Source organism: Chryseobacterium sp. L12, from assembly GCF_056133985.1.
In genome coordinates this window covers 107,823-134,114 of the sequence record NZ_JBVYOF010000017.1, presented here as the reverse complement: position 1 = coordinate 134,114, position 26,292 = coordinate 107,823, and the positions used below count along the sequence as shown (strand labels likewise).

At 34.8% G+C, this 26,292-nt stretch carries 24 protein-coding genes; 11 read left to right on the top strand and 13 right to left on the bottom strand.

Translation table 11 applies throughout. From position 1 onward, the window contains the following. Position 1: 1 nt before the first annotated feature. The 7 genes from AC0NBN_RS10710 to AC0NBN_RS10680 all read right to left on the bottom strand — a co-directional run bounded on the left by AC0NBN_RS10710 (position 2) and on the right by AC0NBN_RS10680 (position 6,852). Positions 2–742, bottom strand: a complete 741-nt coding sequence (locus AC0NBN_RS10710) for an ATP-grasp domain-containing protein (RefSeq protein ID WP_160811877.1) — start codon at positions 740–742, stop codon at positions 2–4. A gap of 64 nt (positions 743–806) precedes the next feature. Next, positions 807–1,271 carry a hypothetical protein gene (locus AC0NBN_RS10705; RefSeq protein ID WP_160811878.1) on the bottom strand — a complete coding sequence of 155 codons (465 nt, stop codon included), beginning with the start codon at positions 1,269–1,271 and terminating at the stop codon, positions 807–809. 2 nt (positions 1,272–1,273) lie between these two features. Then, complete coding sequence (locus AC0NBN_RS10700) at positions 1,274–2,023, bottom strand: nucleotidyltransferase domain-containing protein (RefSeq protein WP_160811879.1); 750 nt, start codon at positions 2,021–2,023, stop codon at positions 1,274–1,276. Positions 2,024–2,456: 433 nt separating this feature from the next. Continuing rightward, positions 2,457–3,179, bottom strand: a complete 723-nt coding sequence (locus AC0NBN_RS10695; protein ID WP_160811880.1) for a hypothetical protein — start codon at positions 3,177–3,179, stop codon at positions 2,457–2,459. Between the two features lie 737 nt (positions 3,180–3,916). Further along, complete coding sequence (locus AC0NBN_RS10690; RefSeq protein ID WP_160811881.1) at positions 3,917–4,870, bottom strand: hypothetical protein; 954 nt, start codon at positions 4,868–4,870, stop codon at positions 3,917–3,919. A 133-nt stretch (positions 4,871–5,003) separates the two neighbouring features. Further along, a complete protein-coding gene (locus AC0NBN_RS10685; RefSeq protein WP_474468361.1) occupies positions 5,004–5,267 on the bottom strand; it encodes a transposase in 264 nt (87 codons plus the stop codon). A 202-nt stretch (positions 5,268–5,469) separates the two neighbouring features. Then, complete coding sequence (locus AC0NBN_RS10680; protein WP_160811882.1) at positions 5,470–6,852, bottom strand: RtcB family protein; 1,383 nt, start codon at positions 6,850–6,852, stop codon at positions 5,470–5,472. Between the two features lie 224 nt (positions 6,853–7,076). On the opposite strand from AC0NBN_RS10680, the gene AC0NBN_RS10675 reads away from it, so the two are divergent. The 3 genes from AC0NBN_RS10675 to AC0NBN_RS10665 all read left to right on the top strand — a co-directional run bounded on the left by AC0NBN_RS10675 (position 7,077) and on the right by AC0NBN_RS10665 (position 12,675). Beyond that, positions 7,077–11,078, top strand: coding sequence for an AAA domain-containing protein (locus AC0NBN_RS10675; RefSeq protein ID WP_474468359.1), 4,002 nt, complete (start codon positions 7,077–7,079; stop codon positions 11,076–11,078). Then, complete coding sequence (locus tag AC0NBN_RS10670) at positions 11,078–11,410, top strand: HopJ type III effector protein (protein ID WP_160811883.1); 333 nt, start codon at positions 11,078–11,080, stop codon at positions 11,408–11,410. Before AC0NBN_RS10675 ends, AC0NBN_RS10670 begins: the two co-directional genes overlap by 1 nt. Positions 11,411–11,664: 254 nt before the next feature. Continuing rightward, the gene (locus AC0NBN_RS10665) at positions 11,665–12,675 is read left to right on the top strand and encodes a WYL domain-containing protein (RefSeq protein ID WP_160811884.1); all 1,011 of its coding nucleotides are present in this window, start codon (positions 11,665–11,667) and stop codon (positions 12,673–12,675) included. A 53-nt stretch (positions 12,676–12,728) separates the two neighbouring features. On the opposite strand, the gene AC0NBN_RS10660 is transcribed toward AC0NBN_RS10665, so the two are convergent. Both AC0NBN_RS10660 and AC0NBN_RS10655 read right to left on the bottom strand, forming a co-directional pair. Continuing rightward, positions 12,729–14,090 (bottom strand): hypothetical protein, encoded by a 1,362-nt coding sequence (locus tag AC0NBN_RS10660; RefSeq protein ID WP_143883335.1) that lies wholly within the window; start codon positions 14,088–14,090, stop codon positions 12,729–12,731. A gap of 57 nt (positions 14,091–14,147) precedes the next feature. Next, a complete protein-coding gene (locus AC0NBN_RS10655) occupies positions 14,148–15,074 on the bottom strand; it encodes a helix-turn-helix domain-containing protein (protein ID WP_160811885.1) in 927 nt (308 codons plus the stop codon). Between the two features lie 234 nt (positions 15,075–15,308). Between AC0NBN_RS10655 and AC0NBN_RS10650 the strand changes: the two genes are divergently transcribed. The 7 genes from AC0NBN_RS10650 (at position 15,309) to AC0NBN_RS10620 (ending at position 21,262) form a co-directional block, all read left to right on the top strand. Continuing rightward, on the top strand, positions 15,309–15,437 hold the full coding sequence (locus AC0NBN_RS10650) for a hypothetical protein (protein WP_262711329.1): 129 nt from the start codon (positions 15,309–15,311) through the stop codon (positions 15,435–15,437). A 449-nt stretch (positions 15,438–15,886) separates the two neighbouring features. Beyond that, entirely contained in the window at positions 15,887–16,459 is a 573-nt protein-coding gene (locus AC0NBN_RS10645) for a hypothetical protein (protein ID WP_160811886.1), read from the top strand. A 113-nt stretch (positions 16,460–16,572) separates the two neighbouring features. Beyond that, a complete protein-coding gene (locus tag AC0NBN_RS10640) occupies positions 16,573–17,622 on the top strand; it encodes a glucokinase (protein WP_143883338.1) in 1,050 nt (349 codons plus the stop codon). Positions 17,623–17,728: 106 nt separating this feature from the next. Further along, the gene (locus AC0NBN_RS10635; RefSeq protein WP_160811887.1) at positions 17,729–18,295 is read left to right on the top strand and encodes a YceI family protein; all 567 of its coding nucleotides are present in this window, start codon (positions 17,729–17,731) and stop codon (positions 18,293–18,295) included. 78 nt (positions 18,296–18,373) lie between these two features. Continuing rightward, the gene (locus tag AC0NBN_RS10630; protein ID WP_143883340.1) at positions 18,374–18,985 is read left to right on the top strand and encodes a YceI family protein; all 612 of its coding nucleotides are present in this window, start codon (positions 18,374–18,376) and stop codon (positions 18,983–18,985) included. A gap of 85 nt (positions 18,986–19,070) precedes the next feature. Further along, positions 19,071–19,712, top strand: a complete 642-nt coding sequence (locus tag AC0NBN_RS10625) for an alpha/beta hydrolase (RefSeq protein WP_160811888.1) — start codon at positions 19,071–19,073, stop codon at positions 19,710–19,712. Positions 19,713–19,843: 131 nt separating this feature from the next. Then, positions 19,844–21,262, top strand: a complete 1,419-nt coding sequence (locus AC0NBN_RS10620) for an L-serine ammonia-lyase (RefSeq protein ID WP_160811889.1) — start codon at positions 19,844–19,846, stop codon at positions 21,260–21,262. A 117-nt stretch (positions 21,263–21,379) separates the two neighbouring features. On the opposite strand, the gene AC0NBN_RS10615 is transcribed toward AC0NBN_RS10620, so the two are convergent. The 4 genes from AC0NBN_RS10615 to AC0NBN_RS10600 all read right to left on the bottom strand — a co-directional run bounded on the left by AC0NBN_RS10615 (position 21,380) and on the right by AC0NBN_RS10600 (position 25,144). After that, complete coding sequence (locus tag AC0NBN_RS10615) at positions 21,380–23,026, bottom strand: serine hydrolase domain-containing protein (protein ID WP_160811890.1); 1,647 nt, start codon at positions 23,024–23,026, stop codon at positions 21,380–21,382. Between the two features lie 125 nt (positions 23,027–23,151). Beyond that, positions 23,152–23,724, bottom strand: a complete 573-nt coding sequence (locus AC0NBN_RS10610) for a YIP1 family protein (RefSeq protein WP_089741972.1) — start codon at positions 23,722–23,724, stop codon at positions 23,152–23,154. Between the two features lie 5 nt (positions 23,725–23,729). After that, on the bottom strand, positions 23,730–23,996 hold the full coding sequence (locus AC0NBN_RS10605) for a DUF2089 family protein (protein ID WP_474468353.1): 267 nt from the start codon (positions 23,994–23,996) through the stop codon (positions 23,730–23,732). A 302-nt stretch (positions 23,997–24,298) separates the two neighbouring features. After that, on the bottom strand, positions 24,299–25,144 hold the full coding sequence (locus AC0NBN_RS10600) for a prephenate dehydrogenase (RefSeq protein ID WP_160811891.1): 846 nt from the start codon (positions 25,142–25,144) through the stop codon (positions 24,299–24,301). A gap of 158 nt (positions 25,145–25,302) precedes the next feature. Between AC0NBN_RS10600 and AC0NBN_RS10595 the strand changes: the two genes are divergently transcribed. Beyond that, complete coding sequence (locus tag AC0NBN_RS10595) at positions 25,303–26,292, top strand: nitronate monooxygenase (RefSeq protein ID WP_160811892.1); 990 nt, start codon at positions 25,303–25,305, stop codon at positions 26,290–26,292.

Genomic DNA, 26,292 nt, shown 5'->3' with positions numbered 1-26,292 from the left:
CTTAATAATCTGTTTTTTTGATACAACTCTCCACAATTACTTCCAAAGCTTTCTCCGCATCACAAGCATATAAACCCGAACACCAAGCAGGATTGGCTTCAATCAAAGCCCAGCCTTTTCCTTTGATAATTCCAAAATCTAATACAATCGATTTTGGCAGCGTTTCAGAATATTGTTGTATGAAGTTTTTGAAAAAATCGAACATCTCTTTTTCCTCAGTTTCAGAAAGCGGATTGGTGTCAAAAGCATCGTTTCGCCAATAAGAAGAATGCGTTTTTATTTCATTATTTAAAATAAAACATCGTACTTCAAGCTCCCATTCCACAACTTCTGAAGTGAAAACAGGACTTTCCAAATCTAGTGTGTCAAAACCTTTGATATTGGTAACTTTATCAAAAACGCCTGCTTTAAAACTTTTAAAATCAGAACATTTAATAAAAATATTTTCTTCATGTATAAACTCTTTTAACTTTCCGTAAGCAATTTTACGTTTTGTAAATTCTTCCGAAATCTTTGAAAGCCAATTGTCATCGGGTTTTGTTAAAGTGAGATTACATTGTTCGGCAACAATTTCTGCATAAATATCTTCGCCATAAACCGCAATCACATCACTACGAAATTCTTCGGGAACATTCCATTTGGCATTGAAACGACTCAATTCGTAAGGTGAATTAAGTGATGCTTTTTTCAGATTATTACTGTCCTCCGTGTACATGGGGGAGAGGGCGATTATATTTTTCATCGTGGCAATATTAAATTATTATGTAGTTTATAAAAGGTTAGTTCCTTAAAAAATAATATATTTCTTATATTTCTCTTTCTACTTTAGCAAGTACGTAGTTATAATACTCTTTTAAAAATGTACAAGAATAGGTTGCATAAGGATCCATCACGAAATTAGTTTTTGAATGAATTGCAAAGCATAGATTTATTTCGCATTTAAAATTTTCATAATTCCCATCATATTTTTTGATTTCTATACAGATGAGTTCAAAATAACCTTCTCTTTCTTGATATTCATTATTGAAAATGCTTTTATAAAAAGGAATCAATACAGATTCTGCTATTTCTGTCAAGTTCTTTTTCTTGTCTATAAGTTCTTCTACAATTTGCTTTATCAAATCCCAATCAATCTTATTTTCGATGATAAATGAAATTTCGTAATTATCATCAGGTATTTTAGCAATCCATTCATTTTGAAATTCATATTCTTCAAATAATATTTCTCCAAATTTTGTCAATACTTGATGTTTATTCCTTTTTGTTTTCATAATTACAAATTTAGTATCTTCTGAAAAACCCTTTCCATCTCATTTTTATCCGAATTTCCAGAAGAAAGCGTTTTAGATTTTCCCTCATTATCCAATATCATGTTCTCCAAAAATTCAAACAATTCCCAGTCATTCGGATGATGGTAAGATTCTCCTTTTGTAGCTTTTAGGGCGATGAGGTTTTCTATTTTCGTTTTTGTAAAATCATCGACCAAAACCAGCAATTCACTGAACAAAACGGGCGGAACCGTACCTTTTTCTATGATCCATTTTCCCGTTAAAGTTGTTCTGAGACAATAAAAATAAGATTTTAGTTTGACTTCATCGGTTCTGCAGGCTTCCAGATATTTTTTGCTCATGCTCAGATAATGGTAAGAAACGGCTATCGGAGAAAAGCATTGATCTGCCAAAGGTTTGAAGAGTTCATAAAATCTCTCATTTTTCACATAAACGATAGGAGAGTAGAACCAGCTCAGCAAAGCGGCATTCGATTTTAAAAGCAAATGAAATGTCTTTCTTAGATCCCATCCGGAGCCGTCCAGATCGTCTTCGGTCATAAATTCTATCGTTTCATCCTTATCCCACGGCGACAGATACCAGTCTTTTTCGTGTCGATATATGAAACGTATATCGTAATCGCTGTCAGGTGAGGCAAAACCCCACGCCCGGCTTCCTGATTCTACGGCAAGAAGTATTTCTACGCCACGTTTTTCCTCGACTTCTTTTAGTTTTTCTACTATTTTGGGTGTCATTGTTTTTTAATTTGATACAAAATAATTGGTTACCTGCGCAATCTTTTTACGCATCATGTTTAATAAAGTTATTTTTTCAGCTTTTTTCCAAAGAAGTTTCAAAATATTCATCGGTTTTAGAAAAGGAAAAATCTTCAGAAGGTTTTGTGATACGAGAATGGAAGTTTACTAAGCAGGAATGTTGAATCACATCACAACAATGTAAACTTACAAGTCAACAATGTAAAACCACATCGGAAAAAAGCAAAGTTACAATGCGAAAAAGTAAAGTTACAATGCAAGAAAGTAAAGTTACATCGTGCCAATGTAAAACTACATGGGGAAAAAGTGAAAATACATCGTAAAAAAGTAAAGTTGCATCCTGAAAATGGAACTTTACTTTGATTAAATATTGAACTACTACGCTTCAATAGTGTTCAGAGGTAAACGCTGATTATTTTCTGCTCGTAAATTCTATTGCGGAGACGGTGGTGTATTCCGGGGAAGTGGCTCCGTATAGGCTTTTTACGTATTTTTTAATTTTTACAGCAATGTCATAGACTCCGGTTTCTTCTGCATAAAGAATTCTGTCGCGTTCTATGATTTTGGTGTTCAGTTCAGACTCTGTCTGGTCTACCGCGAGGGTCGCTGCTTCCAGTGAATCGTGGTAGGTGCTGAGGTTTTGTAATTTGATGCTGTCTTCATTGGGTGTGTAAGCGGGTAGGGTGGACAGCATCTGCAAAAGGAGGCCGAAATTTTCTGCCTTTGAGGTGAAAGACTGTCGGGAAGCAGATGAGGTTTTAGGCGCTTCTTTGCCCTCTTCAACCGGTGCATTACTTTTCTTAGAACTGCCCTGAATGGTCTTAACTAAAGACCTTGCCTGGTTTAAAGTTCCCTGCGGTAAGCCCACAATTTCCAACAGATTGATGATGCTGGTACAGGTAGAATTCAGATTTTTGAAAGCGGTCTGGCGGGCAACGATGGCGTTTTTATTAGCGTTTCGTTTGTCTCCCACTTCTGCCAGTTTTGCATTGGCATCGGTGTATAAAGTCTGGAGACTTGCCACTGTAATGTCGGCAACAGGGGGATTGTAAAGGCTGTACGTAGAAACTTGTTGGGTAATTTTCTGAAGGTTCGCTACATTTTTAGCGTGACCTACTTCTGAGGTGCTTGACATAATATTTGTGTTTTTAAATTAGTAATTCAAATATAGAAATTATTTTGAATGTGGGGGAGGGTTTTTAAAATATTTTGATTTTTAGGATGTTATGTTAAATTTAGGGTAATGAAAAAGACCGGAATTGCTTCTGGTCTTTTTTAATTTTGTGGTCTTTTGGAGCAAGCGGCTCGCTTGTGACTGTTGTATTAATTGGTAATGGGTACGAGCGTGACGCTTTCATCAGCGGGGGGAGGCGGTTGGCGCATTTATTCCCTATCAGATTTCAACAATTTGAGCATAATATTTATGAAAACAAAAATATTGTAAATTGTACTAGAAAATAAGGCGACATATATAGAAAATATTAAAGATTTGAAATCAATATAGAAAAAATTAAACAGTAATTTTTTATTATTTGGAAGTTCTTCGTTTATAAGTATTATGATAAATGAGAAAACAATAATTATCAAATTTTGATACAATAAAATTTTGCAGAACTTCAAAAATTCTCTATAAGTCGAGCCAGACCTGAATTTTTCAAATAGATACAAACACCCTATGAATACTCCGAAAAAAATTGAACAAACATCAATGAGCTTATCGTTAAATAAATTTGTTTCATTGGAATATTTAAAACCTAATAAATATGATATTAAAAAGAATAGCAGAAAAATAGAGTAAGGTAGGAGCTTTTTTACAAAAGCTCTCGTACGATATCTATTCATAATATTCATATTTCTTTCACTAATCATATTCTACAAATAGTTTTCTAATATAGGAAATTCTCTTTCAAATGTTACTTTTATTTGATTTAGTCTTTCTTCTTTTTGAAGATTAGAGTCTAATCTTGGTACATCAATTTTAAATTTAGTGTAGTAAACATCTCCCACTAAATTAATTGGAATTTGTTTTCCAGCATTACTATTATAACCACATACTTCTATTGAATCAATATTTTGACGTACTTGACTAAATCCTAATAGTTTTCCAAAGTTTCTGATAATTGGTTCCACTTTATTTTTATATAGTCCACCTGTTTTTTTAGGATTACGAACAGTAAATTCAATTTCTGCAAAATCACTGTTAAGTTCTGCAGCACTTTGAATTTCAGGAAGAAAATCTAAATCTACCCTATCATCTAAAGATGCATTAATCTGTGTTATCTCTCTAAGTAAACTTTTAGGTTGATGAACTTTCATTTTAAAACTTTTATATAATCCCATTTGAAGAGCTCTTTCGTATTCATTTTTACGAAATATTGTTCCAAAGTTAGTATCAAAAATAAATTCATCTTTTAGAGTTTCTGAATCATGAAAACACTTATAAATATACTTATGAAACACGTCTAGATAAATACTGTTTTTATTTATTTCATAAAATAAAACTTTCAATTTTTTAGAATAAAGTAAAACATTTCCGTATGCTATACCTTCGTCATTGTTCACATTTAAAGCTGAAACAATTTTTGTTCTTCTGTTAATTTTTGCAGGTAAATCTTTATCAATTGTACTTCTGATGAAACCAATCAAGTAGTCGTTATTATCTTCTACCACTGAAAAATGAACTGTTTTTTGATTTACAGTTTTCTCTCTGTCATTAATATCAGAATGTTTTAAAATTTCATCAAATGTAGTTTGATTACTTCCAGGGGGGAATCTTAAAGATACTGACACTACGTCAACTTTACAAACTTTAGATCTATGTCTCATTTATTATTATTTTTGATCAGAAATGTACAAATATAAATTTTATAAAAAATGCTGAAATCCGTAATTATACGGATTTTTAGAATAAACTGCTACGCAAAGTCTCCCGACTTTGAGCTATTATTCATCATAATTATTATATTTCCAAAATATTTTTGCTCGTAAATTTTTTAAAATCTCTTATCAAATCTGATAATTTGCCATCTTTTGATTGCAGTATCAGATTGCTCATGATGACGTACCCATACAATATCATTCCTTTTTCTTTTATACAACAATCTAAAGAGGAAACTTCGATGTCTTTATAAACTTTTCTTGCGAAAATATCTATCCAATCTACTACTGTACAAGTAATAAAGTGTGGTTTTTCCTGGTCTTTTATAGTATAGCCTTCTTTCATTATTATTGTTTTTAAATTTTACGCAAAGTCAGGAGACTTTCAGAAACGTGATAAATTTAAGAAAACTTTTTTAGGCTGAAATTGCTCAAAGTCGGGAGACTTTGCGCAGCGGTCAAACTAGGTGTATAGTTTTAATTTTAAATTTAGCAAATATAATTTAAGTCAATACAAAAAAAGATTACGGTAACCCGTAATCTTCTCATTATTTCCTAAACTTCTTCTTCCTCTTCCAAGGCGCATTCTTCCCCACATCACCCGCCATAATACATCCGTACGGCATCACTTCATCCAAAACTTCGCACAATCCGTATTCTTCAATCTGCGCTCTTACGTTTTTGGCACTTTTATAAGCGGTAGGAAGTTCAGAAATATCAATTTCATTGGTAAAAAATCTCACATCCAGACCTTTTGTTTCTTCAGCAAAAACTTCATCAATGGTTTTATGGGCAAGAGACTTTTTATGAAAGCTTCTGCTGAAATTTCTTCCTGCACCGTGAGGGGCGAAACCCAGATTTCTTTCGTTGGTTGTTCCCTGTACAATCAGTACAGGTTCTGCCATATTCAGAGGAATCAGTCTTGGACCTGTAATATCCGGTAAAAATTTGTCATCCAGCGGGGTTGCACCTTTCGCATGATAGAATAAATCTCCGTCCCGGAATACAAAATTATGTTCGTTCCAGTATCGGTTTAGCTTTTCGGTGTTTAATTTTTCCAACGTCGCATTGTGAATAGATTCGTGGTTTTCTTTCGTCCATTTTCTGATGAGTTGCAAAGCTTCCCAATATTGTTCTCCTTCTTCAGTCTCAAACGGGATCCAGGCATTTTCTTTCAACGTTTCCGGCGAAAGTTCCATTCTGAAACGGTTGGCTACTTTCATACCTTTATCATACAGTTTCGCACCCGGCGCTCTCGAACCGTGATGGGTTACCAGCATTGTATTTCCGGTATTTTTAGAAATTCCGACAAACAGAAAATGGTTTCCGTCACCCTGAGTTCCCATATGTGAACGGGCGATGCTGATTAAATCTTCATCTTTCAGAAATTCGTTTTCCCTGAAAGCGTCCATCAGCTCTTGTGACATCGGCATTTGTTCACCTCTTGGTCTTCCGCCGTAACCGAAATGCGTGATAGAATGGGCAGCATCCAAAACATCTTTCGGCTCCATTTTTCCAAAATCTGTGAGCATAACCGAGCAGCAAATATCTGCTGAGTGAAATCCCGGGTGAATGGCATTTTTCGCCACCACAACACCGCCCACCGGAATATGACCTTCCGGACCAGTAGGACAGGCATCGGGCATAATTGCGCCATTGGTTAATGTCGGCGTTTTCATCAGGACATTCATCGTATTGATTACTTTTTCCACATTATCATTTTCACTTTCGTGTTCTGCGCGGATGTTGATGACAAAATCTTTTGGGGCAGAATGCAGCGGAATCGGTTCCGGAGATTTGAATTGTTCCAGATAATCTTTCATTTGATTTTCGTCTAATTGATTTTCGTTAATATATTCCAAAGCTTCAGCAAACCATTTTCCCGGTCTGTATCCCAAAGCGATTAAGTCATTTCCTGTAATTGTTTTCATTTCAAAATTTATTTTTAATTATTTGGGCAGCTATTCCGCCTTCCACTCCCGCTTTTTTATTCGTCGTTCCTCCTTATAAAAAGAGCTCCGTTCAAGTCGGGCTGCGAGCCATTCGCTGTTCCAGTTTCATTGTTTGATGATGCAAAGTAATGATACAAGTGCGCAATGTTTTTGCATTGTAGAAAATTTTTATACATTTAATGAAAATTTTTTAAAAACGCAGAATGAATAATTTGAATTCAGAAATATTCCAAGCCTTTCAGACCAAGCTGAAAACCGGTAACAGAAGAGGCGTTCACCTCAATGCTATTCCGGGAAATTCCCGATACAAATTTGATTTGGCAAGGTTGTCTGAAATTCAGAAAAGTCTTCCCGAACATTTCATTATTGATCTTCTTACGCAGAAAAACATCAGTTTCAGGTTTTCAGTTCTGGATAAAAAGCAAGAACCTGCTCCTAAAACTGAAAAGAAAGACAGCATTTATCTTTACGCAGATGAAAAGGAAAATCTTCAGGAAAAAACTGTTGAAAGTTCTGATAATCCTATAGAATCCCGTTCCAAAATTCTGGAGAAACTTTCGACAGGTTTGGAAAATCTGGTATTTCAGAACGATGTCATTCAATCGGAAAAAGGGATCAATTCTTTGGGTTTTGGTTTTCCCCTGCTTATCAGGAGAGATCTGGACGGACAGATTACTTCGGCACCGGTTCTCATCTGGTCTGTAAAAATAAAACCGGTTAATGAACTTAACACCTGGGAAATCAGCAGGACAGAAGATGATCCGATTTATATGAACGAAGTTCTGGTCAATCATCTGCAGAATGATTCCGGAATTACATTAGAACAGATTCCTGAGGAAATGTTGCTGGATGGTAAAATCGACAAGCCTGAACTGCTTCAGATCTGCCAGAAACTTCTTGATCAGCTCAAAATTTCGCAGAATCTGGATTTTATTCTGAATAATTATGAGGAAATACCATTCATTAAATCAAAATCGACCTTTGAAAATCAGCTTCCTGAAAAAGGCGATGCGGTTATTGTAAAATCCGGTCTTTTTTCATTGTTTGAGGTTCAGAAACAGAATATTATCAATGATTATGAAACTCTGAAACAGGAGTACAAACCGATAGAGAATTTCGAGAAAAAAGAATTTCAGACGATAACTTCCGTAGAAACAGATCCTTCGCAGCAGGAAATCTTAGAATCGCTTCAGTCACAGTCCAAAATTCTGATCCAGGGTCCGCCCGGAACAGGGAAAAGCCAGACTCTGACTGCTGTTTTGCTCAATTCGCTGGAAAATAAACAGAAAACCATTGTGGTGTGCGAAAAGCAAACCGCATTGGAAGTGCTCTACAATGCGCTTCACAAACTAGGACTGGAACGCTATTGTATTATGATAAAAGATTCGGCGGCAGACCGCAGACTGGTTGTAGATGCAGTTCGGAATACGATAGATTCGGCAGATTTCAAAAAGACCGTTCAGCCATATTCGGTGCAGTCTCTGCAAGCTCAGCTTACGGAAATTTCTGCTCATAAAAATGTGATCAACTCGGTTCATGAACTTTTAAATCAGGATATTTTATCCGGTAAAAACCGTACGGAAATTGTGGCAAATCTACTTTCTTATCAGAATCTGAAAGAAAGTATTGATTTGAATGATATTCAGTTCTCGTTTTCGGAAGAGGAGTTCAGTGCCATTGAAAATATTCTGAAAAACGGTGAAGAGCTGTATCAGGAGTTCCAGCCTTTTAAGGGGAATTTTTTTCTCAATCCCGAAAAATTGGTTCAGAAAGATTTTTACAGCAGTCTGCAAAATCTTGATTTATCATTTCAGAATTATGAAAAAGATCTGCACGAGATTCAAAAACTGATTGCGGAATTTAAACCTGTCTTCGAATCAAAAAAGAAAAAAAAATTCTCGGAAAACATCAGCAAACTCTATTCGTTGATTGACGAAACGGAAGTAGCCACCGCTGTTTTAAATCAAAATTCAGAAGAATTTCATCCGGAAATTACGAGTGGTTTTTTCTATCGGTTAACAGCGTTTTTTTCAATATCAAAGAAAAATAAGATCAGTACGCAGAAGCGTTTGAAGGAGATCAGCGGATTGATAAAGCAGATCAGCCTTACCGAATTTTTCCCACCAGTTGAATTGTCTGATAATCTTTGGAACAATAGAAACGAGATCATCAGTTACCGTCAGAAAATTCAAAATATATCGTTTTCAATCGAATCAGATCTGGAAGAGCAGTTTGGGCAAATTGATTTTCAGAATGTTTTTGATTCTGTGATTTCAGGAAAAGAAACTGAACTTATTTTGCAGAAAATTCAACAATTAAAACAAAATATCAGCAACGAAAACTGGTTAAAAAACACCGATTTCGGAAATTCTTACCAGACTTTTGAGCAATTTTTAACGGAGACTTTTGAATTATTTAAAATTTACAGAAATCATCCTGAAAACCCTTTGCTGAAGACCTATAACTGGTATTCTTTTCATCTTCCGCTTACAGTATTCCAGAAAAAAATTACTGAGAAATTATTTGCAGTTGAGAATTGGTCGCCATCATTCTTTGCGGCATATTTTCCTTTGGTTTTGAACCATTATTCAGCTCCCGGACTTCACTTTAATGAAAAAAATTATGAAGAGCTTGCTAAGAAAATAAAACAGTTCGGAACATTTCAAAAATCATTCATAGAATATTTTTGGAATACTTCTCAGCAGGAAGCCGTGAAAAATTTTGAAAAAATCAATAAGGATATTACGGTTGCCAATCTTTATAACAAGAGAAGCAGTACTAACTATAAAAAACTGACGCTGAGACAAATAGTGCAGAAAGATATTGATCTGTTTACCAGTTTTTTTCCGGTGATTTTTACCACACCGGATGCGTGCAGTAATCTTTTCCAAGGCAGAAATTTTTATTTTGATAATGTGGTTTTTGATGAGGCAAGTCAGCTGAAACTGGAAGATAATCTTCCGGCGATGCTGAAAGCTAAAAATATTATCATTGCCGGAGATGAACACCAGATGCCACCTTCCAGTTACTTCAGTAAAGTTTTTGACGGAACAATTGAAGATGAAGAAGATATGGAATCTGAAAATGAAGTGATTACTTACAAAAATGCATTGCTGAACATTGAGTCTTTGCTGGATTTTGCAACAGAAAACCAGTTTGAGAAAAATCATCTTGATTTTCATTACCGTTCCAGACATCCTTATCTGATAGATTTTTCCAACCACGCATTTTATCATTCCAGACTGAAACCTCTGCCTTCAAAATCTGAAGACAAACCCATTGAGTTTTTCCAGACAGACGGTGTTTTTGATGAGCATATCAACAAAAAAGAAGCAGAAAAAGTTATTGAAATTCTTGAAAATATTCAGCCGAAAAAAGACGGAACGTATCCTTCAATCGGTATCGCAACCTTCAATATTACACAGCGAAATTATATCAGGAGAATGATTCTGCAAAAGGCTGCTCTGCCTGAAAATGAAGCTTTCCGAAATAAAATTCAAGCATTGGAAACCGCCGGATTTTTTATAAAAAATCTTGAAAACATTCAGGGAGATGAACGGGATATTATCATCATATCAACTACTTACGGAAAAAAGCCGGGTGGTAAATTTGTTCAAAGTTTTGGACCGGTCAATCATACGAAAGGATATAAGCTTCTGAACGTGATCATTACTAGAGCCAAGGAGAAAATTTATATCTGCAACTCGGTTCCTGAAGAAATTTTTACCCGTTATAAAGAAGCTCTGGAACTTGAAGGAGCCAACAACAGAAAAGCAGTTTTCTATGCTTATCTTGCGTATTGCAAAGCGGTGAGCGAAGAAAATGAATCTCAAAGGCAGGAAATTCTGAATACTGTGAATGTTTTTGGACATCAAAATAGTCATAAAAATGAAAAGGCAGCTGATCTTTTTATTGATGAAATTTACAGCCGACTGACCAACAGTTTTACGGATGTAAAGATTTTTAAAAACCATCATTTCGGAGGCTACGAATTTGATATTCTGATCGAAAATAAAAATGGAAAGTCACTGGTCGCCGAATGTATGAGCAAAGAAAAATATGCCGGAAATCTTGGGTATCTGGAAGATTTGCACAAGGAAAAAGTCGTTGTAAATTCAGGATTTGACTACATAAGAATCTGGAGCCAGAACTCTTGGCAGAATCTGGATGCAGAATTAGAAAAAATTAAAAAGAAAATAATATAATGATTTTAGAACAGCTTAAAAATTCACCAGAAAGTATTGATTTTAAAGACGTAATTGATTTTATAGATGAGCATTACGATTTCACGCCAACGAAATTTGCCAACGGAAATACGGTAAATGAAGCCAATCAGAATAACGGTTCGTGTAAAGTTTTCAGTTTTGCAACGCTGAATGATTTATCCAAACAGGAAACTCTTTATCTTTTCGGAGATTTTTACAGAAATGATGTAATGAAAAATCCTGAAGGAACAGATCATCAGAATATCAGAAACTTTATGAAGTTCGGTTGGGATGGGATTTCTTTTGAAGGGACAGCTTTGGTGAGAAAGTAAACTGTCATTGCAAACAGACGGGAGGTCTGCGAACCCAGTTCAGAAATAAGGAAGCAATCTCAAATAATTTGGAAGAGATTGATTTGAGTGCTTCCTTAGTAAGAAAGAGGTCATGAAAAATGGCAACTTTTACCACCCCGTCAAAAAATCCAAGATTTTTCGCCACCCCTCCAGAGGAGGGGAATTTCACTGCCTTATATTAGATTCAACATCAATCTAAATTTAAGTGTTAACCTAAAACTTAACCTCATCGTATGTCATCCAACAAAAACGCTCTCATCCGGTACAAAACACTGGACAAATGTCTGAAAAACAAGTATAAAAAATATACGCTGGAAGATTTGATGGACGAATGTTCCGAAGCTTTGTTTGAATTTGAAGGAAAAGAATCTTTCGTAAGCAAAAGAACGGTTCAACTCGATCTGCAGAATATGCGAAGTGAAAAATTCGGGTATGAAGCACCGATTGAAGTTTATGAAAGAAAATATTACCGATACAGCGATCCGTATTACAGTATCCACAATATTTCGGTGAACGAAAGCGATCTGAAAGCGATGAACAATGCGGTGCAGATTTTGAAGCAGTTCAAAGATTTTTCGATGTTCAAGGAAATGAACGGGGTGATTCAGAAGCTTGAAGATTCGATCCATTCAACGAATCAGAAATCAATTATTCATCTGGATAAAAACGAGCAGCTGAAAGGTCTTGAACATATTGATATTCTGTACGAAAGCGTTCTGCATAAAAAGGTTTTGAAAATTTTATATAAAAGCTTCAAAGCGAGGGAATCCAATTATTATATCGTTCATCCGCAATTGCTGAAAGAATATAATAACCGCTGGTTTTTGATTTGCTGGCATAAAAGCAAAATAATGAACCTGGCTCTGGACAGAATAGAAGAAATTTCGATGGAAGAGCAAACCGAATATATTGATAAAGATTTCGATGCAGATCGTTATTTCGGTGAAGTGATCGGCGCTACGGTTTCTGAAACACAAAGACCTCAAAATGTAATATTCTGCATCACTCCAAAACACGCTCCTTATGTGAAAACCAAACCTTTTCATCATTCTCAGGAGATTCTAAAGGAAGATGAGGACGGAACGGTATTTAAAATATGTGTACAGCTTAATTTTGAGCTGGAACGGCTGATTTTGGGAATGGGAGAGTGCATCACCGTTCTCAAACCGGATAAGCTTAAAAAGAGGATTTACAAAAGTCTTACAGAAGCTGTGCAGAATTATTCCGAAGATAATGACAGTTGAATTTAATTAAAAAGCTTACACCGCAAAAATCAGAGTAAGCTTTTTGATGTATTTTACTTTAGTCTTGTGAAACTGAAATAAGTACCAATCCCGCTTCCTGTAGCTCCTGTAGGACTAGCAACTAATGTCATAGATTTATTTACCGGTGCTGCTAATCCAAAATAGTAACTTGTACCAGCTGTTAGTGTAACTATACCTTTGGCTAAAAAGTATCTTGTGTCTGTGGAGTTTTCTATATTAGCTCTGGCTACCCATAAGTTAGTTGAATTACTTGCAACGCCTATTACAGCTCTCTCTGCGCTTACTCCAAAGTCATTGTCAACAGCATTGGTACCAAAATATGATGTTGCAAATTCCCATATATATACACCCGTTTCTAATGGTGTAAATAGTCCTGTAGATGTATCATATTCATTTTCAAGGTCAATCTGCTCATTGTCTATAATTACTTTAGCAATTGAATTTCCAGTTGACGGCTGTGACATGGAGAAGTTTGTTGTAATGTAGCCTCCAAATTTTATTCTTTGAAGGAAACTGGTTTTTACTACACCGCTGGGATCAATTACTAAGCTGCTAACATTTGTAGCATTTGTATTTTGTACACCTTCAAAGCGTACCGGATCTGATGTATCTACCACATGAAACTTATTTGATGGAGATATTGCACCTATGCCCATTTTACCGTCACCTGTTATCCTTGCTTTTTCAGTGCCTAGAGCACTGCTTCCCGCGCTTGTTATAAATCTGATAGGTACGGAATTAGTAGTTGCATTAGAGCCTATATCTAAAGATATGGCATCTAATCCTGCAAAAACCTGTGTGTTTGACTCTGGGAAAGCCTGCAGGCTCAATCTAGTCTCTACATTGTTGCTATTTCTATCCGGTGACACTATCAAAATATTTGAAAGACCTGTTGAAGATGAAGCTAATGATTCCTGACGAATACCTGATCCTGAATTAATGATGGTTCTTTGGTTATTTCCTAGAAAGGTTAAAGTTTTACCATCCATTGTCATTGTTCTGTTTGAGGTAAGAGTTCCATCATCTTTATAGATGTTAATGTCCGGACTAATTTTAATCCACTCCGTTCCGTTAAAATAATAATAACCTACAGATGTAATGTTTACTCTTTGTGAAAGTATGTCTCCGCCAGAAATGTCAGTAATGTATATCAATGCTCCTCTTTGATCCTGAGTATATAAAGTATTGCCTTTATTTGTAAGTTCAAGTCTCGTAAGTCTTGGAGCCTGCAAACCTGTGATATCATTTGTTAAAGATACACCATTGCTGTCAGATCTTCCGTTAACATCTAATGATGTTTTAGGGGATTCTGTATTTATGCCAACCCGCCCGGTTTGAGCAATGAAGAGTGATGCCGCAAGCAGAAGTTGGGCAGTAAATAGATTTTTTTTCATAATTTTAAAGTTTACTAATTATATAATAAAGCTTTCAGGTAATATGTTTTTTAATTTTTACAGTAATGCTTTTTTTCTAAATTGGTTCGGGGTTATATCTACGTTTTTTTTGAAAAAATTTACAAAATGTGAGGGCTCATTAAAATCCAAAACATAGGATATTTCTTTTATTGATAGATTGGTCTGCCTTAGAAGGGATTTTGCATCGTGGATAATAAGATTATGAATATGCTCTTTAATTGTTTTACCTGTTTCTGTTTTTAGTCTTCTACTTAAATAGTTGGCATTTATTTTAAGTGAATTAGCGTAAAAATTGACAGTTTTTTCGTATTTGAAGTCTTTGTTTTTCTTTTCTTTATTAAGAAGTTTTAAAAATGAGACAACAATATTTTCATCAGAGTGAGTTATTTTTCCTACAAATTGTGAATCATAGTATTGGTCATATAATTCCTTCACCTTTAACAAAATAATATGAAGGCATGAAGCAAGAACTGTCCTGTTTTTTATGCTGTATTTATTATATTCTTTATTGAAAAATTCAAAAAGTATAATTAGGTCATCTATTTCTTCAGGAAGGATTTTAATGGGAATTGATTTATCTAATTGAAAGTACTGATAGTTGCTAATTAGTTTATTCAAAAAAGGAAATTCTTCTATAAAATTTTCAGAAAAAAACACACCATACTTTATCAGTATAGACTCTTCTAATTCACAAGACACAGTTTGTCTCGGGGGACAGAGATACACGCTTGGAAACTCCATTTGTTTTTCCCAGTGTGCAATTTTTATTGTACCGGTACCTTCAATAAATAAATTGACAGCAAATAAATCTGATTTTAAAGGAGATATAGTGAGATTGGGAGCTACCCAAACCTGCTTTACTTTGTCCAACCATATGTCTGAACATTTTGGTGGCGACACATTAAGATAATCACAAACATCATATATGTTTTTGAAATAAACGACTTCTTGCTGGGAATTCATAATAATTATTTTTCAGATAGGAACAGTTTTCATATTACAAATTTAACTACAAAATTTTATTTGTAATTGCGAAAAAAAAGAATATTATTGCAAAAATCGTTTTTGTAATAAAGTATTATTGATTAAAATTATTTGTTTTATCTATTATGTTGTAAACGGAATAATGTATCTTTTACAGGTGAGTTTATTGAAAGATTGGCTTGCTTCTTGTAATGTTTTTTTAAATTTAAAATTATGAGATCAAGAATATTAAGAACAGCGCTTACGCTTTTAGCACCAATTGTGATAGAATTTTTCATTAAGAAAATTACAGGAAAAAAAGAGGTGAAAAATGCCAATAAACAGATTCCGTCGCCTCATTAAAAACTTTTCCTTACTTATAAAACCTTACTTCGGTAAGGTTTTTTTATGTATTGTTTGTGCTTCAGTCTCCTCTGTTCTGCATTTAATTTTGGGGTCATTAGATTCTGCTTTTATAAATCAGGATTTTGATATAAAATTTCAGTAAAGAGTACTCCCGAAATAACACTTCACTGTTTTTTAAGAGTCTGTTCATCAATGTAATCTGCCTGATCAGTGCTTATTCTATGATAGTGAATCCATTGCAGTCTTTCTTTTTTAGAGGAACAATAAATCATCTTTACAATCTAATGCGTTTACTATTAAATGGAATTAGGCTGAAAATATTTATCTTTTGCTAATTTGTTGTCTAATAAAGCTTTAATACGTATTCAGAACACAATACTGATCGCAGTATTTGCTATTGGCATGATTTTTACATCCAGCAAAATGTAAAATTTAAAATCAGAGTTATGAAAATGATTAAACAAACCATTATAGCAACAGGAATTTTAACTGCAGGGTTAGTAAGTGCGCAGGATGCAAGTATGAATAACATGATTAAAGTAGGAGCTACAGCAGGTTTGGCAGTTCCGGCAGATAATCTCTCTGCGGCAATAGGAGTAGATGTAGCTTATCAGAACCTTATCACTCCGGGGTTTGGTCTTGGTATCGCTACAGGATATACACACTATTTTGGCAAAGACAATAATGGCTACAAAAACAATGATGTTGGAGTAGTTCCTGTAGCAGCGCTTATCAGAGTGTATCCGAAACAGACAGGATTTTATTTCGGAGCAGATCTCGGGTACGGATTTTTGGTAGGAAATGACATGGTAGCAAGCAATTCTACCGTAAGCAGACCGGATGGCGGCTTTTACCTGAAACCTGAAATCGGGTATCACAACAGAGACTGGAATTTCTTTCTTCAGTATCAGAAAGTATTTGCAGGAAGTAATGGTGATATTGCCGGTTCGGCTTCACAAGACTATAATGTGGGAAGCATCGGAGCAGGATTTTCTTACAATATTCCTCTAGGGAAATAATTATTAAAGATACAACCAATTATTAACCAAACCTTTTCGACTTTTTGAAAAGGTTTTTTGTTAGGATACAAAAAATACCAAAACAATTATTATATTTGATAAAATTTGCGATTATGAACTTAAATCCAAAATTTCCTCTCTATTTACCAGGGGTAAAGAACAGTAATAACGACCATGTTTCTATTATCGGAGCAAACCTCAGAGAAGACACCACAACTATTGGATATTATCTTTCGGGAAATGCAGGAATAGAACTTCAGCTTAAAAAAACATATATTACAAAAGAATATTCATCTTTTTCGGATGTTCTTGCTCAGTTCATGCAGGAATCACAGCTTGAAAACATTAAAAGACTGGGAATTTCTGTTCCGGGTCCGGTCATTGATGGTAAGAGTTATCCTGTAAGACTTAACTGGAATCTGGATATTGCCGAATATCAGGAAAGATTTGGTTTTGAAAAAGTTTATATGCTGAATGATCAGGAGGCAGCTGCATATGGAATCGGTCTTTTGGAAGATTCTGAACTGGATGCAATTTATACCAGCGGACATCTTGAGAAAGGAAATGTTGCCATTATAGCACCCGGAAATGGATTGGGAGAGGCAGGATATTTCTTTGACGGAAAATACCTCAGACCTTTTGCTACTGAAGGCGGACATTCTGAGTTTTCTCCAAGAACTAATGTTGAGGTAGAATTTTATCAGTTCCTTAATAATATTTATGGAATTGTAAGTTGGGAAACTGTACTTTCAAAAGCAGGATTATTCAATATTTACAGGTTTTTGAGAGACGTGAAGAGACATCCTGAACCGGAATGGCTTTCTGAACGTCTTGCTAACGGAAATTTTACTGAAGAAATCTTTAAAGCTGCCATGGAGGAAGATGTAATGATCTGTAAAATTGCATTAGACACATTTCTGGAATTTTTAGCAAGGGAAGCAAATAATCTTACCCTAAAGCTAAAAGCTACCGGCGGACTTTTGATTGCTGGAGATATTACGCAGATTGTGAGAAATTACATTAATAAAGATAAGTTTTACGAGAAATTCAAAATCAGCGACAAGATGGAAAATATGCTCAAAAATATTCCTATTTATCTGATTAATACCGATAATATAAGCATTAATGGTGCTGCACTTTACACTGCTTACTTTACAGAATAAAATCAAGCTCCGAAGATACCGGAGCTTTTTTTAATTTATTGATGTAGATCAATATCAACAGCAGACAAAGATGATTATCTTTGCTTCGTTAAAATTTATTTAAAACATGAAAAAATTAATATTATTGGCTGTTTTGGCGACCGGACTTGCTTTTGGACAGACTAAAAAAGTAGTAAGCTCAGATGTACACTGGTGGGGCTATAAAGTAGCTAAATCTGCGGCAAGTTCGCACGATGGTACCGTGAATGTTAAATCCGGAAATCTTGTAATGAAAGGAAATGAAGTTGTGGGCGGTTCTTTTGTGCTGGATATGACTTCCATTAATGCTACTGATCTTTCAGGCGAGATGCAGGGTAAACTAAACGGACATCTTAAAAACGGTGATTTTTTTGAGGTTGAAAAGTTTCCTACAGCAAATTTTAAAATTACTTCTGTAAAGAAAAATAAAGATAAGAATTACAACCGAACTGTTACGGGAGATCTTACTGTAAAGGGTAAAACAAGCTCTGTTTCTTTTCCTGCAAATATCACGGTGAAAGATGGTTTGGTCTCTCTCACATCAGACAAATTTTCATTTGACAGACAAAAATTTGATGTGGCATACAAATCTTCCATGAAAGATGTATTTGTGAAAGATGAAGTAGATATGACTGTAAAGCTTACTGCGAAATAATTTATTTAAAAAAAGATTGTTAAAAGTGTAGAAGTTCTACACTTTTTTTTATTTTTGTTGAATTGTAAATAAAATATAATGAAAAGATTACTATTGTTTGTTATGATGTGTTCATGCATATCATTGGTTTTTGCCCAAAAGAAGGGAGATAAAGTTTCTAAGGTAATAACTTCTGAGATAAAATGGTGGGGACACAAAGTGGTAAAAACTAAGGCTACATCACATTACGGTACTGTAAAGCTGAAAAGCGGTAAGTTTAATTTTGATAAAACTGTGCTTGTTGATGGTGAATTTATTATTGATATGAGGAGTCTGATGGTTGCCGATTTATCTGGTGATGACCAGACAAAGCTTACCAATGATCTGAAAGGACCTACTTTTTTTGATGTTAAAAAATTTCCAACAGCTAAATTTCATTTAAAAAGAATCATTCCGCTGGCGAATGAAGAGTATAATTCAACAATCGTAGGTGATATTACGATAAAAGGAGTAAGAAAAACAATTTCTTTCCCGGCCAATGCATATATTACCCAATTTACGGTAGAGATAGAATCTTCGAGATTTTCTTTAAACAGAAGAGATTTCAAAGTATTTTACCAAAGCTCTGTAAAAGATTATTTTATTAAAGATGAAATGGAGATTCAGTTTAAGCTTTCTACAGAGAAAGTGGATAACGAAAGACCAAGATAAGGTTAAACTTATGATAAAAATCAAAGGACTGCTTTTCATTGAGCGGTCCTTTTTTTATTTTAGCTGATTAAAAAATGGTTTTTAAATGAAAATTTATGTAGTAAGCGGTCTTGGCGCAGACTTCAAAGTTTTAGAAAGGCTTCAGTTTCCAAAACATCATGAAGTTGTTTTTATCAACTGGCTGATTCCCGAAGCCGGGGAAAGCTTTTCTGCCTATGTAGAACGTATGAGTGCAGTAATTGATGAGTCTGAACCTTTTTATCTTTTAGGCTATTCTTTCGGGGGTATTATGGTGCAGGAAATCAATCGTATCAAGCCGGCTCAGAAAGTAGTTATTTTAGGTAGTATAAAATCCGACAAAGAAAAATCACGCCTAATAAAAATGGGAGAAATTACCAAGATTCCTAAATTTCTTCCGGTAGGTTTTTTCGGTGAGAAAACTTCTCTTCTTTACACCCGGCTCCGAAAAATGATAGATCCGAAAAATCCTAAAGTCATCCAGTATTTTCAGGTTCGGGATCCGTACTATTTAAAATGGTCTGTAGAAAGGATTTCGGAGTGGAAGTTTGAAGAAGATCCCAATGTTATTCAGATCTTGGGAGATCGTGATATTGTTTTTCCGATCAAAAACTGCAGACCGGATTATATTATTAAAGGCGGAACTCATCTTTTTCCTGCTACTAAACATAAAGAGGTTTCGCTTATTTTAAACAAAATTTTTGAATAATACCTTAAACTTAATGTTTCTTGAGGTCTTCATGAATGAAAAGAAATAATGAAATTATTATGATAAATTATTCTTCCCATTCTAAAATATTTTCCGTGTATATTTGCTTTTAGCGAAAATGGAAAATATATATGGAGTCAATATCTGTATTTGAGATTATAAAAGTAGGAATAGGTCCTTCAAGTTCTCACACAATGGGACCGTGGAATGCTGCTGCGGCATTTGTCAGAATTATCAATCGTGAAAGATCTGTTGCGGAGGTAAAAGAAGTTTTTCTGGAATTTTTTGGCTCGCTGGCAAAAACGGGAATCGGTCACGGAACCGATATTGCCGGAATGCTTGGTCTGAATGGTGAAGATTTTAAAACTATTGATACTACGAAAATTGATGAAATTGTTGACAGGATAAAAAAATCTCAGATCATCAATTTGGGAGGCGAAAAAGAAATTCATTTTATTTATGGACATCATTTAGTTTTCAATATGTCTCAGACGCTTGATTATCATCCCAACGGAATGATTTTCAAAGCGGTTTTTGAAGATGGAACCGAACTTGTGCAGGATTTTTATTCTGTCGGCGGAGGTTTCATTATGAGCCAGGAAAAAAAATCTATTGATAAGCACTGTGTGCGCACTTTATATCCGTGTCATAAATCTTCGGATATTGTAAAATACTGTGACAAATTAGGATTTGAAAAGATTTCAGATTTAATACTAATTAATGAAGAAAGCTGGAGAACGCAGGAAGAAACCAAAAAAGAGGCTCTTTATATTTGGGAGCAGATCAAAGAATGTATTTACAAAGGCGTAAATAAAGAAGGAATTTTACCGGGCGGGCTCAATGTAACCCGTCGTGCCGCAGGAATCAACAGAAAACTTTTAGGCGATAAAATTTATAAAAATAAAGATGAATGGTTTCAGCTTGTGGTTGATGCAGAAGAAAATTTCACCAATATCAACAAATGGATTTCCTGTTTCGCATTGGCTGTGAACGAAGAGAACGCTAGTTTTGGGAGAATTATTACTGCGCCAACCAATGGAGCAAGTGGGGTGATTCCGGCAGTTTTGATGTATTCTCAGGCTTTTACCCATGCAACTACTGAAGACGATATTGCACGGTTTATTTTGGTTGCGGGAGAGATCGGAACTTTATTTAAAAAGAATGCTACAATTTCAGCAGCAATGGGCGGCTGTCAGGCAGAAGTAGGAGTTTCTTCCGCAATGGCTGCAGCGGGGTTAACGGAGATTTTGGGAGGCAGCGTCGGTCAGGTTTTAATGGCGGCAGAAATTGCCATGGAACACCATTTAGGACTTACTTGCGATCCGATAAAAGGGTTGGTACAGATTCCTTGTATTGAAAGGAATACAATGGGAGCTATAAAAGCGATTACCGCTGCAAATATTGCTCTGGAAAGTGATCCTGCGAAAGCAAAAGTAAGTTTAGATCAGGTAATCCAAACAATGTGGGAAACTGCTTTGTCGATGAATGACCGTTTCAAAGAAACTTCGGAAGGTGGGCTGGCTATTGCAGTTAATGTTCCGGAGTGTTAAAAATAAAAGTCAACAGCATACTAAAAAACGTGCGCATCTTTCAAGCAAAAGATGCGCACGTTTTGAGTAAAAGATACGGGCGTTTTAGATGAAACGTCCGTATCTTTTCTACATAGATTATTTCTTATCAAAAATAAGGCTATTTCCGTTTTGAATGAGAGTAAGCTGTTTCTTTTCCGGCGTAAAGATTATTTTCGCACCGGCATTATCAGATTTAAACTGATCTTTTTCAACATATTCCAAAGGGAATTCAGGTTGATTTGTACCCTGCGCAAAAAGACTGTCATCTTCAATAAATATTTTTAAACCTAATGGAATTTCTTTAGAACTGTACTCACCTGTATATTTTTGCAAATCTGAAGCAGGTATTTTTTCATTGTTCAATTTGGGATATTCATATTCTTTATTGTATAAAAGACTCAGAACACCAATGGCAAAATTATTGGCACCAATCCGGTCTGCATTCAGAGAATACGAAAAAGAAATTTTGTCTTCGGGATTATAAACCATCAGGGAATTGGTTCCGTAAGTACCGCCACTGTGCCCGTAGTATTTTTTGGAGAAAAAAGGAACAGTTATAATTCCTTTTCCAAAATTGTCATTTCCTTTAGGCATCATTTCAGAAAGTGAGACTTGGGAAACAATTTTACCTTCAAAAATATGATTAATGATGATATTCAGCGTTGTAGGGTCGGTTGCAATATCTCCAACACCTACTACATTATTAAAATCGAAATCTTTTTTGCTTATCCATTTTCCGGTAAAATCATAAGGCAGATAAACATTAGCAGGATTTTGGCTTGCAGTATAAAAATTATTTAATTGTAAAGGGGTTGTAAATGTTTCTTTCAGATTTTCGGCATACGTTTTTTTAGTGACTTTTTCTAAAATTTTAGTCAGAAGATAATATCCTGTGTTTGAATACCTTTTGTCTGTACCCGGCTCAAAAACAGAACCCTGTTCTTTGATATGAGCCATTATTTTTGTATCATCAGATTTATTGATGAGCCACATCATATCATCTTTTCCCTGCACGTAATCTCCCAAACCTGAAGTGTGGTTCAGCATCTGGCTGATGGTAATTTTTTCTGCATTGGGAACCTCCGGGAAAAACTTTGAGAGTTTATCATTCAGATTCAGCTGTTTTTTTTCAATCAGTTTAAAAATCATGGAAGCCGTCATGGTTTTGGTAACAGAACCAATCTGAAAAGCAGAATGTTTTTCTGAGCTGGAAGGAAGATTCTGCTGCCCGAAATTTCTTTTGTAAATTTCTTTACCGTTTTTGAATAAAGAAATTTCTCCGGCTTCTGCATTGTTTTTTTCAAGGTAAGAAATGAAATCATCAATTCTTTTAATGCTCTCATTCAGATTTTGAGGCAGCTGCAAAGTTTCATTTTTCGCAGCATAATTGCCTTTTTCACTTGAAGGTTCTAATATTAGCGGAAGCGAGATACCATTTTGACTGAATGTTCCTGTAATTTTTTTTCCTTCCAGCATACCTGTGTAAATTCCTCCGATAGCTGAAATCTCAAGTGTTAACTTATTTTTTTCAAAAACAGTTTTGTCGACAGGAATATCTTTTACTTGCTGTAACGGGCTGTCTGCAGTAGAAGTATAACCTTCTTTATCTTTTTTGATATTAAAAATCAGTGGTAGTTTTGAACCCTGAAAGTTGAGCTCGCCTTTCCACGTACCAGTAATTTCCTGTGAAAAAAATGACGTGAAACAGATCAGCATCAGAAATATTGAAAGTTTTGTTTTCATATGGATGTTTTTATTGGTTTTTTACGAGAATCGACAATTTTCATTGGTTTGTTTCATATTATAAGGTTGATCAATTTTATTTGCTAATCAGGTAATTTAATTCCTGTTTTTCAAAATACTATAATTCAGACTAAAAATTGCGAAATCATAATCGTTATGATAACTGTAAAAGCGAATAATATAATTTTTTTCACATCTTTTGTATTCGTTGCAGTTTTAAAGCCGTTATAAAGTAAAGTGAATCCGTGGGCAACGGTGATTAATGCAAAAAATGCAAAAAAGCAGAGAATAATAAGATCTGAAGCAGGAATCTCAGGTGTTTTACTTTTTGAAAGTTCTGCAGTTGTCATGATCGCTTGCTCTACAAACGGAATTTCTCCTATTAAAATAAGCAGTAAAACCGGAATTTGTGCAATAATTACGGTATTGATGATATCAATAAGTCTTGTTTTCCTGTTGAAAATTTTTCCCAGCACGAAAAGAACAGCAATAGCGATTAGATAGCTTTTCAAAGTGATAAGCACCGTTTTCAATAGAGGATCATTCTCCCCGATATATCCGTAATGAAAAATACTATCCAGCTGAAATCCGAATAAATAGGTTACAGTAAAATTTATCAGCATAAAAATAAGACCGACAGTAAACAGCTGTACTTCACTGAATTTTGAGAAAGGATTCAAAAGAATTTTCCAGTTCATGAATTTTATTTTTTTAGTTGACTAATTTTCTGAATAAGATCGTCCATTTTATTTCTCATAGTGGGATAAGAAAGTGCAGCCTGTTTTGCCATTTCCTTGATGCTTCCGCTGGAAAGAAAGAAATTTAGGATAAAATCCTGCTCGTCTCTGTTGAGCTTCAAGAGAACCGGAAGTTCATAATCGCCGTTTACATTCGTGCCGCAGTCAGGACATTTCATCTGACTTACGTTGAGAGTATGATCACAACTGGGGCAAAATATTGGGAGTTTCATCAAAATTTATTTTTACAAATGTAATATTTATTTTAATAAAATTAAAATTTGGTTTAATAAAATTGAATAATATGAGTTTAGGGTAAAAATCCAAAAAGGAATTTTGATTAATTAAATTATATACGTAAAACGATGATATTCTTAAAGAGCAAAGATTTTTTCTGCACACATTTTAAAAAGCAATACAAAAAAAACTTGCTTCGTCAACTTTGAGAATAAAGTTTCATCAACATTTTGATTTAAATTGGCTCCTTAAAGTTTAAGCTTTAATATAAATTTGCGAAGAAAATTAAGGTGATATTTTATTGATTCAGAATTTCCCTTATTCTGTTAGCATTGACGATCAGTTCTTCCAGATATTCAAAATTATCTTTTTCCAAAGCCGATTTGAATTTTCGAAGCTGGGATATATGTTCGTTTAAAACATCCAAAACATTGTCTTTGTTTTGCTTAAAAATCGGAACCCACATTTCAGGATGGGATTTTGCCAGACGAACAGTGCTGGAAAAACCCGAACTTGCCAGCTGAAAGATGGTGTCTTCTTCTTTTTCCTTTTCCAGAACCGTATTGGCTAAAGCATAAGAAGTGATATGTGAAATATGCGAAATATAGGCAGTGTGTATATCATGATCTTCTGCATTCATATAAATGGGATGCATATCAAGATCGTTTACAATATTTTCTACAAGCTGCAATGCGTCATCCGCAGACTCTTCACGGTTACAGATTACGCCGGCTTTTCCTGAAAAACTGTCTGCAATAGCTGATTTCGGACCGTGATTTTCCGTTCCCCACATCGGATGAAAAGCTACAAATCTTGATCTTTTTGGATGATCTTTTACAGAATTTACGATTCCTGATTTGGTAGAGCCAACATCCATTACTGTTTGTTGATCTGAAATTAAATTTAAAACTTCCGGCAGAATCTTTCTTGCAGAGTCTACAGGAATTGCAATGATAATCAGATCTGAATTTTTTATTCCTGTTTCAAAGTCAGCTTTTTCGCTGATAATGTTTAAAGATAGAGCTTCGTTGAGATTGTCTGTATTGTTGTCTATTCCGTAAATATAATCTACGCTGTTTTTCTGTTTTAATTTTAATGCAATCGAACCGCCAATTAATCCTACGCCAATAATGCTTATTTTCATATAACTGTTTATGTTTTATTTGTCATGGAAGTTATGCCTTCTTTGAAGCTTAAATTTTTCGATCATGACCATTTCATTATTTAAATTTAAAAAAAATAAACTCCGCCAAAAAAAGTTTTTTGTTTTTTGACATCAATAAAATTTAATATTTTTACGCTATGAGTAATTTTATAGATTTTAATGCAGCTAAGAAGCTCCACGATAAGCAGGAAAATAAAAACAGACTTACCGAGCTTTTTAAAATACAATATCCTATCATTCAGGGCGGAATGATCTGGCATTCCGGATGGCGTTTGGCTTCTGCAGTTTCCAATTGCGGAGGATTGGGAATGATTGGTGCGGGAAGTATGTATCCCGATATTTTGCGTGAGAATATTCAGAAGTGCAAAAAAGCTACAGATCGACCTTTTGCCATCAATGTTCCGATGCTTTATCCTAATCTTGAAGAAATCATCAATATTATTTTGGAAGAAAAAATAAAAATTGTTTTTACATCTGCCGGAAATCCAAAAACTTATACTGAAACATTGCAGAAAGAAGGAATAAAAGTAGCTCATGTGGTTTCTTCTACAAAATTTGCTGTAAAATGTGAAGATGCAGGTGTGGATGCTATTGTTGCAGAAGGATTTGAAGCCGGCGGACATAATGGTAGAGATGAAACCACAACGCTTTGCCTCATTCCCAATGTAAAGAAACATATTTCTAAACCATTGATTGCAGCGGGTGGAATTGCATTAGGTTCTCAAATGAAAGCTGCCATGATTCTCGGGGCAGACGGTGTACAGATCGGAAGCCGTTTTGCAGCCACTGTAGAAGCGAGTTCCCATGATAACTGGAAAAAGAAAATTACTGAGCTTAACGAAGGAGATACTCATCTTACGCTCAAAGAATTAGCACCTGTAAGAATGGTAAAAAATAAATTTTTCAATGAACTGGAAGAAATTTACAATACCGGAAGAAATACAGAAGCATTAATAGCTTCTTTAGGAAGAGCGCGGGCTAAAAAAGGAATGTTTGAGGGTGATATGGAAGATGGTGAACTGGAAATTGGTCAGGTCTCCGCTTTGATAAATGAAATATTACCCGTTGAGAAAGTTTTTGAAAATCTTCTGAAAGAGTTTAATGAAATTAAAAATCCTGTTTTGTAA

Excerpts from the sequence above, each read along its gene's own strand:
- AC0NBN_RS10710 (WP_160811877.1), bottom strand. The coding sequence starts at position 742 with ATGAAAAATATAATCGCCCTCTCCCCCATGTACACGGAGGACAGTAAT.
- AC0NBN_RS10705 (WP_160811878.1), bottom strand. The coding sequence starts at position 1,271 with ATGAAAACAAAAAGGAATAAACATCAAGTATTGACAAAATTTGGAGAA.
- AC0NBN_RS10700 (WP_160811879.1), bottom strand. The coding sequence starts at position 2,023 with ATGACACCCAAAATAGTAGAAAAACTAAAAGAAGTCGAGGAAAAACGT.
- AC0NBN_RS10695 (WP_160811880.1), bottom strand. The coding sequence starts at position 3,179 with ATGTCAAGCACCTCAGAAGTAGGTCACGCTAAAAATGTAGCGAACCTT.
- AC0NBN_RS10690 (WP_160811881.1), bottom strand. The coding sequence starts at position 4,870 with ATGAGACATAGATCTAAAGTTTGTAAAGTTGACGTAGTGTCAGTATCT.
- AC0NBN_RS10685 (WP_474468361.1), bottom strand. The coding sequence starts at position 5,267 with ATGAAAGAAGGCTATACTATAAAAGACCAGGAAAAACCACACTTTATT.
- AC0NBN_RS10680 (WP_160811882.1), bottom strand. The coding sequence starts at position 6,852 with ATGAAAACAATTACAGGAAATGACTTAATCGCTTTGGGATACAGACCG.
- AC0NBN_RS10675 (WP_474468359.1), top strand. The coding sequence starts at position 7,077 with ATGAATAATTTGAATTCAGAAATATTCCAAGCCTTTCAGACCAAGCTG.
- AC0NBN_RS10670 (WP_160811883.1), top strand. The coding sequence starts at position 11,078 with ATGATTTTAGAACAGCTTAAAAATTCACCAGAAAGTATTGATTTTAAA.
- AC0NBN_RS10665 (WP_160811884.1), top strand. The coding sequence starts at position 11,665 with ATGTCATCCAACAAAAACGCTCTCATCCGGTACAAAACACTGGACAAA.
- AC0NBN_RS10660 (WP_143883335.1), bottom strand. The coding sequence starts at position 14,090 with ATGAAAAAAAATCTATTTACTGCCCAACTTCTGCTTGCGGCATCACTC.
- AC0NBN_RS10655 (WP_160811885.1), bottom strand. The coding sequence starts at position 15,074 with ATGAATTCCCAGCAAGAAGTCGTTTATTTCAAAAACATATATGATGTT.
- AC0NBN_RS10650 (WP_262711329.1), top strand. The coding sequence starts at position 15,309 with ATGAGATCAAGAATATTAAGAACAGCGCTTACGCTTTTAGCACCAATT.
- AC0NBN_RS10645 (WP_160811886.1), top strand. The coding sequence starts at position 15,887 with ATGAAAATGATTAAACAAACCATTATAGCAACAGGAATTTTAACTGCA.
- AC0NBN_RS10640 (WP_143883338.1), top strand. The coding sequence starts at position 16,573 with ATGAACTTAAATCCAAAATTTCCTCTCTATTTACCAGGGGTAAAGAAC.
- AC0NBN_RS10635 (WP_160811887.1), top strand. The coding sequence starts at position 17,729 with ATGAAAAAATTAATATTATTGGCTGTTTTGGCGACCGGACTTGCTTTT.
- AC0NBN_RS10630 (WP_143883340.1), top strand. The coding sequence starts at position 18,374 with ATGAAAAGATTACTATTGTTTGTTATGATGTGTTCATGCATATCATTG.
- AC0NBN_RS10625 (WP_160811888.1), top strand. The coding sequence starts at position 19,071 with ATGAAAATTTATGTAGTAAGCGGTCTTGGCGCAGACTTCAAAGTTTTA.
- AC0NBN_RS10620 (WP_160811889.1), top strand. The coding sequence starts at position 19,844 with ATGGAGTCAATATCTGTATTTGAGATTATAAAAGTAGGAATAGGTCCT.
- AC0NBN_RS10615 (WP_160811890.1), bottom strand. The coding sequence starts at position 23,026 with ATGAAAACAAAACTTTCAATATTTCTGATGCTGATCTGTTTCACGTCA.
- AC0NBN_RS10610 (WP_089741972.1), bottom strand. The coding sequence starts at position 23,724 with ATGAACTGGAAAATTCTTTTGAATCCTTTCTCAAAATTCAGTGAAGTA.
- AC0NBN_RS10605 (WP_474468353.1), bottom strand. The coding sequence starts at position 23,996 with ATGAAACTCCCAATATTTTGCCCCAGTTGTGATCATACTCTCAACGTA.
- AC0NBN_RS10600 (WP_160811891.1), bottom strand. The coding sequence starts at position 25,144 with ATGAAAATAAGCATTATTGGCGTAGGATTAATTGGCGGTTCGATTGCA.
- AC0NBN_RS10595 (WP_160811892.1), top strand. The coding sequence starts at position 25,303 with ATGAGTAATTTTATAGATTTTAATGCAGCTAAGAAGCTCCACGATAAG.